Genomic DNA, 13,912 nt, shown 5'->3' on the forward strand with positions numbered 1-13,912 from the left:
TGCTTCGACGAGCTTAGCATGACAATGATTGTTACATTTCTACATTGGTATATTGTTACATTATTATATTACTTCTTTTTGTTGTTTCTCAGCAAAAGCTACTGCTGCTTCTTTTACCCAAGCATTCTCTCTCTGAGCTTTTCTCTTGGTCTCGATACGCTTCTTGTTACAAGGTCCGTTTCCTTTCAGAATTTCCATGAATTCATCCCAAGGGAGTTCCCCGAAATCGTAATGCTGTCTTTCCTCATTCCATTTCAGATCTTTATCAGGAATAGTTAATCCTAAAAATTCAGCCTGAGGAACGGTAACGTCAATAAATCTCTGACGAAGGCTGTCATTACTTTCTCTTTTCACTCTGTAATTCATAGAAATTTTAGAGTTTGGCGAGCTGTCATCATTAGGTCCGAACATCATTAAAGCCGGCCACCAGAAACGGTTTAGCGAAGCCTGAGCCATTTCTTTCTGCTGTTTGGTACCACGGCAAAGCGCCATCAGGATCTCATATCCCTGTCTTTGGTGGAAAGATTCCTCTTTACAGATTTTCACCATCGCTCTTGAATAAGGACCATAGGAATTTCCCATCAGCATTACCTGGTTCATAATGGCAGCTCCGTCTACCAGCCATCCGATTGCTCCGATATCTGCCCAGCTCAGGGTAGGATAATTGAAAATACTTGAGTATTTTGCTTTTCCTTGCAGCATATCATCGTAAGTAGCATCTCTGTCTGCTCTGATGCTTCCATCTCCTAAAGTTTCGGTAGCAGAGTAAAGGTATAAGCCATGACCTGCCTCATCCTGAACTTTCGCCAAAAGAGCCATTTTTCTTCTCAATGAAGGGGCTCTGGAGATCCAGTTGGCTTCCGGCAACATTCCAACAATTTCAGAATGCGCGTGCTGTGAAATCTGACGAACCAATAATTTCCTGTAATCATCAGGCATTACATCTTTTGGCTCTACTTTATTTTCTTCGTGAACGTATTGAACAAATTTTTCTAAGTCCATTTCTTTTGCTTTTTGTACTAAAGTAAAATGTAGGCTGTACAATGTATTTCCGATGTACTTTTTACATTATACACTTTACATTTTACAAAAAATTAAACATCATAATTAAGCATCACCACATTCGTTGTCGGGTGACATTGGCAGGTAAGAACATAGCCTCGGGCTACTTCTTCTTCGGTAAGTGCGTAGTTTTTCTCCATGAAAACTTCTCCTTCCAGAACTTCCGCTTTACACGTACAGCAAACTCCTCCTTTACATGCAAAAGGCACAGGAAGATTGTCTTTCAATGCTTTATCTAAGATACTCTCTTTTTTGGAGTTAAGGTGGAACGAATATTCATCATCATCAATGATTACCGTTACCATACTTTCAATATTGGCAATAGCCTTGAATTCATCACTCATTTCCTCCGTATTTTCCTCATCAGGAGGAGTGAAATATTCAAACAATACCTGGATAGCCGGAACTTTTTTATCTTTTTTCAGATAATCTGCAATTCCTTTGATCATTTCTGAAGGTCCGCAGATGAAATAAGTTGCTTCTCTTACATCAATATCTGCGTATCTTTCAAATAACTGCTCCAGTTTTTCAGCAGAAATTCTTCCTTCAAAAACAGGATCTTCGTGCTTTTCACGGCTTACCAGATAAACCACTTTAAGCCTTCCGTTGAACTGTTCTACCAGCTTATCAATTTCAGCTCTTCTTAAAACATGATTCATACTTCTGTTGCTGTAGAACAGATAAGCATTACTTTTAGGTTCCTGATAAAGACTTTCTTTAATATTGGATAAAACAGGAGTAATTCCGCTTCCTGCTGCCAATCCAACATAGGTTTTCACATTTGTCGGATGATAAGATGTGTTGAAACCACCCATCGGAGGCATTACTTCCAATACTTCATCCATATGAAGATGTTCATTGAAATAGCCTGATACTTTTCCACCTTCAAGCAATTTCACCAATACCTCCAGTGTATTGCTTTTTTCACTGGGAGCATTACAGATAGAGTAAGAACGTCTTTCCTCATTCCCGTTGATCATCATCCGGAAATTCAGATACTGTCCCTGTTTGAACCTGAACTTATCTTTAAGCTCTTCAGGAATTTCCACCGCTACATTTACTGCATCGGGAGTGTCTTTCTGAACCTTAACTGTTTTAAGTTTATAAAATGAATTCATTATTTTTTAAGTATTCTGTTAATTTTTCCACCTTCGCATTTTGGCAGGCTGTCCTGGGCATGAACCTTCACTTTTGTAGTGATGCCTACCCGTTTTTTATTTCGTTTTCTATGTTTTTTCCAAAGTTTCCGACAAAATTAAAATAATCATCGGTATTGGCTTCTATTTTCTGAGATTTCACGAGGTCATCATCTATTTCAACATCAATATCCAAAGCGATGCACATGTGCTCTTTCTCAACAGGCGTCAGGTAATAGTTAGGAACCACTCCTTTTACATATGAGAAAGCATCTTCAATCTGGCTTGGATAAACATTTACTCCTCTTACAATCAGCATATCGTCTGCCCTTCCAACAATGGGTTTCATTTTCACCATCGTCCTTTTGGCATTTTCATCGTAGTAAAGGCTTGTAATATCATTCGTCCAGTAACGTAAAAGCGGCATTGCTTTTTTCGTTAATGTTGTAATCACCAACACGCCTTCTTCCCCGAAAGGAACCGGCTGCTTTGTGATCGGGTCTAGAATTTCGGGATAGAAATGATCTTCCCAGATATATGCCCCTCCTTTTCCTCAAAATCCTCCATGGAAACTCCCGGTCCGATAATTTCACTTAATCCGTAGATATTGGTAGCATGAACTCCTAATCTTTCTTCAATGTGCTCCCTGATAATTTCAGTCCATGGCTCTGAACCTAAAACCGCATATTGAAGACTGATTTCATCTGCTGATATTCCTCTTTTTGCAAATTCATCCGCAATCGTTAAAGCATATGATGGGGAGCAGCAGATTACTTCCGGCTTAAAATCCACAATCAGATCCACCTGTCTTGCCGTCATTCCCCCGGAAATAGGAAGAACACTCATCCCAAGCATTTCTGCGCCATAATGAAGCCCTAATCCACCGGTAAAAATCCCGTAACCGTAAGCATTATGTAACTGCATTCCCGATCTGGCACCTGCAGCATATAAAGATCTTGCCACTACTTCACTGAAAAGGTCTACATCTTCCTTTGTATATCCTACCACAGTCGGTTTCCCTGTAGTACCGCTTGAGCAGTGAATACGCTGAAGCTCGCTTTTAGGGACTGTAAATAATCCGAACGGATAGTTATCTCTTAAATCCTGTTTGTAAGTAATGGGAAGTTTCGTGATATCCTCAATCGACCTTATATCCTGTGGAGATATTTGCAGTTCATCAAATTTCTTTTTATAAAATTCCGACTTCTCCTCCAAATAGCTGATCAGGGTGATCAACCGGCCGGATTGAAGCTGTCTCAACTGATCCAGCTCCAGATATTCAACTGAAAAATCCATAAAACTAACTAACATTTGTTAGGTGTAAATTTAAAAAGATTTTGCAAGCTGGCAAAATTATTATGACTTTTGTCATATTTTGAACGATTCTAAATAACAGAATAAAAGCTCAATGCTTTTCTTGTAAAAAGTATAATGTAAAATGTATTAATGATTCTCTTGCCAAAGGCTTATGAATGTTGGTTTCCTAACAAACCGAAAAGAATTTTCTCTCTGATTTCTTCAGTAATTTCATCTGTGGAATCACTGCTTCTTTTGAACCAGAAATAGGAATTATTTAAGGTATGAAGAATAAATCTCGTCGTAAACGAAGGTGATTTCAGTTCCCAGTTTTCAGCTTTGTAGATCTCAGAAATCAGTTCTTCCACTTCCTGCTGATAGTTTTTCTCAATGCAACAAATTCGGGAAGCCTTTCTTCTAGGTGTTTCCATTCATTGGAATAGATATGGGTAACATCACGGTTTTTAAGAACAACGGAAAGGTGCTTATCCAATAACAGATTCAGTTTTTCCTTCGGAGCAATATCTGTATTTTTTACCTCTTGAAGCTCATCGAAAAACTCCTGGGCAATACCAAAACAAATCCATTCCAAAATTTCTTCCTTTGAACGGATATGCGCATACAGTGATGCTGCTTTGATATTGAGTTTAGTAGCCAGATCTCTTACCGAGCTTCCCATATAACCTTTTTCTTTGAAAAGCTCTACTGCTACATCTAGTATTTTTCTCTGTTTTTCTTTTAGTTCCATCTGGTAAAATGCAAAAGTAATTATTCTGAATTAAACTGCTCGTTTTTTTGATCATAAAAGATAATCATCCGAACCAATTCAACCTGTGTATTGTATCCTCTGTTATTAAGCTGTTATAATCATGATATGACTATTTGTTCATAGATTTTAAATAAATAATTACGAAATCGGAAATTTTGTCAAGTTAAATTTCCGTTAAAAATGCAAAATCCGGAAATTTTGTCTATATTTTTTATAAATTTAATAATTGAACAGTTTTTGCGATACAGTCATCGATTAAATGATTAAATAATTGATTGGCATTAAGAAACTGAGCCTCAGAATTTGGTTTCTTGATGTTTTTTAAAACTAAACTTTGAACGAATCCTTACCAAAAATATATACAATATGAACTTAAACCAATATACTGTAAAATCACAGGAAGCCATCCAGGCAGCACAACAGGTTGCGATGGAATTTGGCAACCAAAGTATTGAACCCCAACATCTCCTTGAAGGGATTTTTCAGGTAGATGAAAATATTTCGCCTTTCTTATTAAAAAGTCTGAAGCAGATGCTGCATTAGTAAGAGAGCGCAACCGTGAAAATTTAGAAAAGCTTCCTAAAGTGCAGGGAGGAAATATTTATCTTTCACAATCAGCCAACAAAGTATTGCTGGACGCACCCAATATTGCCAAGAAAATGGGTGATGAATATGTAACGATTGAGCATTTATGGCTGTCACTTTTGGAAACCACTTCTGAAGTATCGAAGATGCTGAAAGATATGGGTGTAACCAAAAACCTGTTGGAAGGTGCTATCAAAGAATTAAGAAAAGGAAGTAAAGCAACTTCTGCAAGTTCAGAAGAAACCTATCAATCCTTAAACAAATATGCTAAAAACTTTAATGAATTAGCAGCAGAAGGTAAACTGGACCCTGTAATCGGGCGTGATGAAGAAATCAGAAGGGTCTTACAGATCCTTTCCAGAAGAACCAAAAACAACCCGATACTTATCGGGGAACCGGGTGTAGGTAAAACAGCGATTGCAGAAGGAATTGCCCATAGAATTATCAGCGGTGACGTTCCTGAAAACCTTATGGATAAAACATTATATTCACTGGATATGGGAGCTTTAATCGCCGGAGCTAAATACAAAGGTGAATTTGAAGAGCGTTTGAAATCAGTTGTCAACGAGGTAATCAAATCGGATGGTCAGATTATTCTTTTCATTGACGAGATCCACACATTGGTTGGTGCCGGAGGTGGTGAAGGAGCCATGGATGCAGCCAATATCTTAAAACCTGCTCTGGCAAGAGGAGAATTAAGAGCAATTGGTGCTACCACCCTGAATGAATACCAAAAGTATTTTGAAAAAGACAAAGCGTTGGAAAGACGTTTCCAGAAAGTAATGGTGGAAGAACCGGATACTGAATCTGCTATTTCTATCCTTCGTGGTATTAAAGACAAATATGAGGCTCACCACAAAGTAAGAATCAAAGACGAGGCAATTATCGCAGCCGTGGAAATGTCTCAAAGATATATTTCAGACCGTTTTTTACCGGATAAAGCCATTGACCTTATTGATGAAGCTTCTGCAAAACTGAGAATGGAGATCAATTCCAAACCGGAAGAACTGGACGTGCTGGACAGAAAACTCATGCAGATGGAAATTGAGCTGGCCGCTATTTCAAGAGAAGGCAACCAAACCAAGATTGATCACCTTAAAGAAGATATTGCAAAAATATCCGAGCAGAGAAATGAGATCAATGCGAAATGGCTGAAAGAAAAACAGAAAAGTGAAGATCTTACACAGATCAAAAAAGATATTGAGTCTCTGAAACTTGAAGCAGAAAGAGCTTCCAGAGCCGGAGATTATGCCAAAGTAGCAGAGATCCAGTACGGAAAACTTCGTGAGAAGGAAGAAGAGCTCAGCAAAGTTGAGCTTGAAATGCAGAACCATCAGAATGAACTGATCAAAGAAGAGGTCACCGCAGAAAATATTTCTGAAGTAATTGCTAAATGGACAGGTATTCCTGTAACCAAGTTACTTCAGTCTGAAAGGGATAAATTATTAAATCTGGAAACTGAACTGCACCACAGAGTTGTTGGACAGGATGAAGCGATTCAGGCAGTTGCAGATGCGATCAGAAGAAACAGAGCCGGATTAAGTGATGATAAAAACCTATCGGTTCTTTCCTTTTCCTTGGGACAACCGGGGTGGGTAAAACCGAGCTTGCGAAAGCACTGGCAGAATTTCTATTCGACGATGAAAACAACATGACCAGAATTGATATGAGTGAATATCAGGAACGTCACAGTGTTTCAAGATTGGTAGGAGCGCCTCCGGGATATGTAGGATATGATGAAGGCGGGCAATTGACTGAAGCGGTAAGAAGAAGGCCTTACTCAGTGGTATTGCTGGATGAGATTGAAAAAGCACACCCGGATGTTTTCAACACTTTGCTTCAGGTTCTTGATGACGGGCGTCTGACTGACAACAAAGGACGTGTAGTCAATTTCAAAAATTCAATCATTATTATGACCTCGAATTTAGGTTCACACCTGATTCAGGAGAATTTTGAAAATCTTACGGAGGAAAATCAGGATGAAATTGTGGATAAAACCAAAGAAGAAGTTTTTGACCTTTTAAAACAAACCCTTCGTCCGGAATTCCTGAACAGAATTGATGAAATTGTACTGTTCCAGCCTTTAAGAAAAAAGAAATCGGAAAAATCGTTCAGTATCAGTTGAGAGGATTTAATGAAATGCTGTCTAAAAGAAACATCATTATGACTTTCACTCAGGATGCAGTGGATTATCTGATGGACAAAGGCTACGATCCTGCTTTCGGGGCAAGACCATTGAAAAGAGTGATCCAGCAGGAAGTATTAAATAAACTTTCAAAAGAGATTCTTGCAGGAAATGTGAATGATGGAGACAGAATCACTCTAGATTATTTTGAAGAAACAGGTTTGGTTTTCAGACCTACCGAACAATAAAATAGTTTTTTTCATATACATTATTTTTGTGAATAAGTGCTGTAGATTACTCTGCAGCACTTATTTTATATATTTTTCCTTATTACGTGAAATATTATTATATTTATTAAGCCAATAACAAAACAGAATCAGTATGAAAAAGCTTAAAAGAAATGATCTAAAGAAAATTGATGGCGGACTTATTGCCCCAATCATTATGTGCGATGAAAACATGAACTGCCCGCCTAACCTTTGCTGCACATCAGGATATATCTGCAGAGACTGGAGAAAATACCCCTGCATTTAGACAAGAACGGAGAAAAAACATATTTCTCCGTTTTTTATAATATAAATTCACGATTAATATAAATATCAGTTACTTTCATTATTACAATCCGTAAAAACACGGTAAAAATAACAGTATAAATCCCTATTCGTAAGTGTATTTTCTACCATATTTTTTCCGAGATTTGCATTTTAATTAAGTTTATCTGCAAAACACTAAGCTATGAATACAGAATCCAACAATCCGCTGCAACCTGGAACAATGTCAAACAGTCTCATCCAGGCTCTGATCAACAATTACCGCCAAAATCACCTGAATGCTATTAATACTGCTTTAGGAATAGAAGATGCACATTCCATCTGGTTTGACCTTCCGAAATTGAAAAATTTCATTGCAAATATTGAAGCAGAGGCAGCCAAAGCCAATCCAGCTGCATCTACAGAAGATTTAGGGGTAAGATTTTATTATTCTGCTTATCCGAAGGAAGAAAACTGGTCTATTATGGAGTCTCACCCGGTTCCGATTGAATATGCAGGAAGACATACTATAGTAATGGTCCCAACATTAAAAAAAGCCAATGAAACAGGAGAGCTTATTGATTATGATTTTAATCCTTTCCAAAGTGCTGAAGGAAAATCTATAGCATTAAACAACCTGAAAACCAATGATTTTTCTAAAAACACGGGAGAAGATGATGATACAAGCCTTGGGGAAAATAATGGAATCCTTGTACCTCCAAAAGCTCCTTTAGGCCAGTCTTTTTAATTGTAAATATATTATACTTAACACTGTATGACAGAATTCCAGGAGTTTGCACAAAAAAGTCTGCTTTGGGCTGAAGGACTTGCTGCAGTTATAGCACTTTTCCATTATAACCGTTTAAAAGAACAATATTGGAAGCTTTTTGTGTTTTATCTGGTATTTATTTTTCTTGGGGAAGCTTATGGCAAATGGGGAAGCTTTGCTAATTTTACCAAAGCTCAATACTATAACTACCTTTTAATGCCAATCCAGTTCATATTTTTTTACTGGTTGTATGCTGCAAAGTCTTTAGGAAAACCAAAATTATTTTGGATAATATCCATTTTATACCTGCTTTCCTTTATTCCCAATGAATTGTATTTTTCTAAAAGTAAAATTGTATTTGCTTTCAACTACACATTTGGCTGCCTTATATTGATGCTTTTGGTAATATTAGAGTATTATAAACAAATTACTTCACAGGAGATTCTCAATTTCTATAAAAACAAAATGTTTTATATTAATCTTGGGATTACACTATCATATATAGGAACATTACCTTTCATGGCATTTTTATCACTCCTGGTAAAATACAAGGAAATTTGGGACATTTATTTTAGTTATTTTCTGATTTCAGTTTCAGTGATGTATATTTTATTTGCAAGTTCATTTATATGGGGAAAACAGAGCTCTTAATCGTTATCATTCTATTTAACATACTTTTTGTAATGTTTGTAACAGCAGTATTAGTCTATATACGAAGCTACAGGCAGCGTAAAAAAGAATACCTGAATGAGATCGAGATGAAAAATGAAATTCATCAGCGAGAGCTTCTGGCCACTCAACTAGAAATACAGCAGGCCACCATGCAGCAGATCGGAAGAGAATTGCATGATAACATCGGTCAGAAACTTACCCTGGTAAGTCTCTATGTTCAGCAGATGCTTTATGAAAACAAAGTTCCGGAGGCAAGTGAAAGAATAGATCAGGTTTCACAAATTATCAATCAATCTTTACAAGACCTGAGGAGCCTGTCAAAAACATTAACGGATGACAATATCAACCAAAAGGAAATTGTAACTTTGATCCAGGAGGAAGTAGACAATACCAATTCTTTTAAAAAGTGTAAAGTCAGTTTTGAGCATAATTTTAAACAGCTGGATTTGGGTTTTGTTCATAAAAATATGCTGTTAAGAATTACGCAGGAATTCATTCAGAACAGTATAAAACATTCCCGCTGTAAAAATATTTTTATCACTCTGAATACTTCTGAAGACATACTTTGGGAACTTGACATCCGTGATGACGGAATCGGGTTTGATACTTCACAGATCAAATCTAACGGGATTGGTCTTACCAATATGAAAAACAGAGCTGAAATCATAGGAGCCAGCTTTCGTATGGAAAGTAAGGAAAATGAGGGGACCCAACTTAATATCATCTTAAAAAAACAATCATGAAAAAAAGCATCGTAATCGTTGACGACCATATACTTATTGCAAAAGCCCTGGAAGGCATTATCGGTAATTTCAATGAATTTGAAGTCATCTATGTCTGTGAGAATGGCAAAGACCTCATTCAAAAATTTGAAGAAGGGAATGCTATTCCGGATATTATTCTTCTGGATATCAGCATGCCGATCATGGATGGTTTTGAAACAGCAGTATGGCTTACAAAAAACCATCCTAACATTAAAATCATGGCTCTGAGCATGCAGGGAGATGACAACAGCGTGATTAAGATGATTAAAAGCGGAGCAAAAGGCTATCTTTTAAAAAACACCCATCCAAGAGATCTGGAAACCGCTCTTACCCGGCTGAATACTGACGGCTTCTTTTATCCGGACTGGGCTTCCAAAATTATATTTACCAATCTTAACAAAGAAACGGAATCTGAAATCGCGGTAAAAATTTCCGACAGGGAAAAAGAATTCCTGAAATACACTGTGACCGAACTCAGTTATAAGGAAATTGCAGACAGAATGTGCTGCAGCCCAAGAACCGTAGAGAGCTACCGTGACCAGCTATGTGAAAAACTGGATCTGAAAACCCGTGTAGGACTGGCAGTTTTTGCTATTAAAAACGGTTTTGCAAATTAAGATCCACCGTGAAAATTTTATTTAATAAATTAAATTTAAGCGAAAAGAATTCACTTAAAATCATAAAAAAAACAAAAACATATAAACATAATCTCAAATTGATTAAAATTCAAAACTTATTAAATAAAATTAAAATTAATTCAACTAAATGATAAAATTTTTAACAAAATACTAAATATTTAAGAAAAATACTTGCATATCAATTTCAAATAATATAATTTCACAACCTCAACCTAAATGATTTTGATATGAAAAAACTATTATTTGGAGCTTTTATGCTCACTGTAATGGCTGCATGTAACAATGACAGCATTAACAATCAAAACGAAAATCCAACTGACGAACCGGTAACTTCTGCAGGATTAGTTCAAAGAGGCTGTGCTTCCGAGGAAATCAGACAGGAGGCATTGAAAAAAAACCCTGAACTTCAGCAAAGATTTGCGGCATTGGAAACCAATACAGAAAAATTTGCCAACGATCTTAAAGTGGGAAAAGTTCTTGCTGATGGTACTGTGGAAATTCCGGTGATAGTTAATGTTATTTACAAAACTACAGCTGAAAATGTTTCTGATGCAAGAATTGCTGAGCAGATTGCCGTATTGAATGCTGATTATTCAGGCACCAACAGTGATGTTAACAAAATTCCAACTGAATTCCAATCGGTAAGTTCCGGTGATACAAAAGTAAAATTCAGACTGGTAAATACCGTTAGAAAATCCACAACAAAAACAAGCTGGGCAACTAATGATGATATGAAAAAAGCATCTAAAGGAGGAATTGATGCAACTAATCCAACTAACTATTTAAATTTATGGGTTGTTGGTAAAATGACCAGCCAGGGACGCACAATTCTTGGATATGCAACTTTCCCTGAATCTGCAGGTTTATGGAATGACGGTGTTGTAATTGCTGCTCCGTTTTTCGGTAAAACAGGAGCTTCTTCGCCTTTCAACCTGGGAAGAACAGCTACGCATGAAGTAGGCCACTACTTAAACTTAAGACACATCTGGGGAGATGCCAATTGCGGAAATGACCTGGTAAGCGATACTCCTACACAAACTACTGCTAATTACGGAAAACCTTCCTATCCGTTATACAACACCTGCAGCGGTGTACAAAGATCTGTAATGTTCATGAACTATATGGACTATGTAGATGATGCGGCTATGTTTATGTTCTCTGCAGGACAGAAAACAAGAATGCAGTCTGTAGTAGCTTCTTCTGGTGCAAGATCCGGATTAAGAGTGTATTAAAAGATATTTTAAAGTATAATCTAAAAATCTATCCTAATCCTTAGGGTAGATTTTTTATACTCGTATTGTGTCATCAGCCACCTAAATCACCGTAAAAAATATTCTATAATTCTCAACAAAAACATAAAATTATTTACATTAAAATACACTTAAGCGTGAAATATAAAACAATTAAAGCAGTTTAACTAAAATTCAATCAAAATACGTTTAAATTACAATATAAGTAAATAAATTACTATTTAAATATAAATTATTTAAATATTTTTCAAAATAATTTGCATATCAATTTCAAATACTATAATTTCACGCCCACAACCAAATTGTATTATAACGATATGAAAAAATTCTTAATCGGAGCCCTGATCCTGGGCTTTATGTCAGCATGTAACACTGACAGCCTAACCAATCAAAACGAAACACTTCCGGATCAGGAGACTTCAGCTCCCAGCGCTCTTAAAAGAAGCTGTCCATCAGAAGAAATCAGACAGGCAATGCTCATGAAAAACCCTGCACTTAAACAGAAAATAGCCGATATTGAATTCGGGACTGAAAAATTTGCTGAAAATCTTAAACTGGGAAAAGTTCTTGCAGATGGAACGGTTGAAATTCCGGTAGTTTTTAATGTAATTTATAATACTTCCACTCAAAATATCTCTGATGCAAGAATTGCAGAACAGATTGCAGTACTTAATGCTGATTATGGCGGCACCAATTCTGATATTACTAAAATCCCGGCCGCATTTCAACCTGTAGCAGCAGGTGATGTAAAAATCCGTTTCAAGCTGGTAGCTACCAACCGCAAACAAAGTACAAAAACAGGATGGAGATCTGATCTTGAAGAGATGAAAAAGCCAGTACCGGTGGTATTGATGCTACTGACGTGACTAAAAATATGAACATCTGGGTCGTGAACTCAATTCTTGATGAGAATGGCCAGCCCGGAACTTTAGGCTACGCTTATTACCCGGAACATGCAGGACAATGGTATGACGGTCTTGTCATCGGTTATCAGTATATAGGGAAAACCGGTGCTTCAGCGCCTTTCAATTTAGGAAGAACTGTAACGCATGAGGTAGGACACTATTTAAACCTGCCACACCTTTGGGGGTCATCTGATGCCGGATGCCAGACAGATTATTCTAATGACACTCCTACATCTCCCGGCCCTAACTATGGAAATGCTTTTTTTGTTCAGTTTCCGGTCTATCTGAAGGCTTACAGAATTATTGATGGATCTTGAGCGATGATCATTAATTGTAGTATAGCTGGATTCTACAATATCCTGTTCATTATAAATCAAAGTTGGAACATTGTAGATCCCGAAGGATTTTGGAGAAAAATACCCTGAGTAGTTGAGGCTTATATTGGTCAGGCTGTCCAATTCATATTCCGCATTAAAATTCAGGGTATTCTGATTATTGTTTTTATCCTTCCTGTTCATTGTACTGATCCATCGGGTTTGGCTTTCCGGATACCTCACATAGTCTGTTCCTTCCCGGTAGTAAGTCCCTAATCCTTTATAATAGTTTCCCATAAGGGAGAGTTTATCCTTTTTATAATATTGGGAAAGCCCAAAAACACCTTTCGCATATTGTGTCTGCACATATTTGGAGGAGAGAATTCCCCGGTAGCCTTCAATTTTATTTTTCTTCAGAACAATATTCAGAACAGCACTTCCTGAAGCTTCATATTTTGCAGGCGGATTGGTAATCACTTCTATTGACTTCACCTCATCTCCCTGTGTATTTTCCAGAAGATTTTTGAGTTCATCCCCTGCCAGCATTACTTTTTTGTCATTAATCGTCACGAGAATTCCCGTGCTTCCCTTTACACTCAATACACTATTGTTGATGGTAACACTGGGGGTATTTTTTAGGATTTCCCAGGCATTGAGTGATGAAATATTACTGTTTTCCACATTAAATTCCAGCCGGTCAACTTTTCTTTTTACCAGGGGTTTACGCCCGGTCATTACAACTCCTTCAATTTCCCGGGCCTCCTTTTGGAGAATAACATTCAGCGGTTCAGGTTCATTCAGATCGAGCTTTCTCTCAAATAAAGAATAACCCGGATTTTTAATCACCAGTTTTACATTCCGTTCTGTAATACCTTCCAAAACAAATTCTCCGTTTTCATTTGTTTTTACTTCTTTGATTAATTTATTCTGAACATCATACACTTCCAGCTTTACTGATGGCAGCTTTTCGTTTTCAGTGTTTACAACTGTTCCTCCAGGCAATTGTTTCTGGGCAAGAATCAAAACCGGAAAACACAAAAGAAAAAGAATTTTATACATAGTTATTTTTTATCCTCCAACAAAGACTGTTATTGCGT

12 protein-coding genes and 3 pseudogenes are annotated in these 13,912 nt (G+C 37.1%); 9 read left to right on the forward strand and 6 right to left on the reverse strand.

What is annotated here, in order from left to right; all coding sequences use genetic code 11:
• Positions 1-63: 63 nt before the first annotated feature.
• From paaA to OWR28_RS19705, 5 genes and pseudogenes are all read right to left on the reverse strand, one after another.
• On the reverse strand, positions 64-1,002 hold the full coding sequence (paaA, locus tag OWR28_RS19680) for a 1,2-phenylacetyl-CoA epoxidase subunit PaaA (RefSeq protein ID WP_332388167.1): 939 nt from the start codon (positions 1,000-1,002) through the stop codon (positions 64-66).
• A gap of 92 nt (positions 1,003-1,094) precedes the next feature.
• Complete coding sequence (locus OWR28_RS19685) at positions 1,095-2,180, reverse strand: 2Fe-2S iron-sulfur cluster-binding protein (RefSeq protein ID WP_332388168.1); 1,086 nt, start codon at positions 2,178-2,180, stop codon at positions 1,095-1,097.
• 85 nt (positions 2,181-2,265) lie between these two features.
• The gene (locus tag OWR28_RS19690) at positions 2,266-2,652 is read right to left on the reverse strand and encodes a hypothetical protein (protein ID WP_332388170.1); all 387 of its coding nucleotides are present in this window, start codon (positions 2,650-2,652) and stop codon (positions 2,266-2,268) included.
• A gap of 47 nt (positions 2,653-2,699) precedes the next feature.
• Complete coding sequence (locus OWR28_RS19695; protein WP_332388171.1) at positions 2,700-3,494, reverse strand: AMP-binding protein; 795 nt, start codon at positions 3,492-3,494, stop codon at positions 2,700-2,702.
• Positions 3,495-3,664: 170 nt separating this feature from the next.
• A pseudogene (locus tag OWR28_RS19705) lies at positions 3,665-4,242 on the reverse strand (TetR/AcrR family transcriptional regulator).
• A gap of 387 nt (positions 4,243-4,629) precedes the next feature.
• Here OWR28_RS19705 and clpB point away from each other — a divergent pair.
• The 9 genes and pseudogenes from clpB (at position 4,630) to OWR28_RS19750 (ending at position 12,818) form a co-directional block, all read left to right on the forward strand.
• A pseudogene (clpB, locus tag OWR28_RS19710) lies at positions 4,630-7,221 on the forward strand (ATP-dependent chaperone ClpB).
• 133 nt (positions 7,222-7,354) lie between these two features.
• Entirely contained in the window at positions 7,355-7,507 is a 153-nt protein-coding gene (locus OWR28_RS19715) for a hypothetical protein (protein ID WP_002981788.1), read from the forward strand.
• A 201-nt stretch (positions 7,508-7,708) separates the two neighbouring features.
• Positions 7,709-8,251 (forward strand): hypothetical protein, encoded by a 543-nt coding sequence (locus OWR28_RS19720; RefSeq protein ID WP_332388175.1) that lies wholly within the window; start codon positions 7,709-7,711, stop codon positions 8,249-8,251.
• Positions 8,252-8,278: 27 nt separating this feature from the next.
• Positions 8,279-8,923 carry a hypothetical protein gene (locus OWR28_RS19725; RefSeq protein WP_332388176.1) on the forward strand — a complete coding sequence of 215 codons (645 nt, stop codon included), beginning with the start codon at positions 8,279-8,281 and terminating at the stop codon, positions 8,921-8,923.
• Positions 8,924-8,955: 32 nt separating this feature from the next.
• Complete coding sequence (locus OWR28_RS19730) at positions 8,956-9,687, forward strand: ATP-binding protein (RefSeq protein ID WP_332388177.1); 732 nt, start codon at positions 8,956-8,958, stop codon at positions 9,685-9,687.
• Complete coding sequence (locus OWR28_RS19735) at positions 9,684-10,325, forward strand: response regulator transcription factor (protein WP_332388178.1); 642 nt, start codon at positions 9,684-9,686, stop codon at positions 10,323-10,325. Before OWR28_RS19730 ends, OWR28_RS19735 begins: the two co-directional genes overlap by 4 nt.
• Positions 10,326-10,573: 248 nt before the next feature.
• Entirely contained in the window at positions 10,574-11,578 is a 1,005-nt protein-coding gene (locus OWR28_RS19740; RefSeq protein ID WP_332388179.1) for a zinc metalloprotease, read from the forward strand.
• A gap of 335 nt (positions 11,579-11,913) precedes the next feature.
• Positions 11,914-12,462, forward strand: coding sequence for a hypothetical protein (locus OWR28_RS19745; RefSeq protein ID WP_332388180.1), 549 nt, complete (start codon positions 11,914-11,916; stop codon positions 12,460-12,462).
• Positions 12,463-12,470: 8 nt separating this feature from the next.
• Complete coding sequence (locus tag OWR28_RS19750) at positions 12,471-12,818, forward strand: M43 family zinc metalloprotease (protein ID WP_332388181.1); 348 nt, start codon at positions 12,471-12,473, stop codon at positions 12,816-12,818.
• Between the two features lie 777 nt (positions 12,819-13,595).
• Here the strand turns inward: OWR28_RS19750 and OWR28_RS19755 are convergent.
• Positions 13,596-13,874 (reverse strand): annotated as a pseudogene (locus tag OWR28_RS19755) (carboxypeptidase-like regulatory domain-containing protein); the annotation flags it as partial.
• Positions 13,875-13,912: the final 38 nt, after the last annotated feature.

It is taken from the genome of Chryseobacterium sp. 1B4 (genome assembly GCF_036631475.1).
Lineage (GTDB): Bacteria > Bacteroidota > Bacteroidia > Flavobacteriales > Weeksellaceae > Chryseobacterium.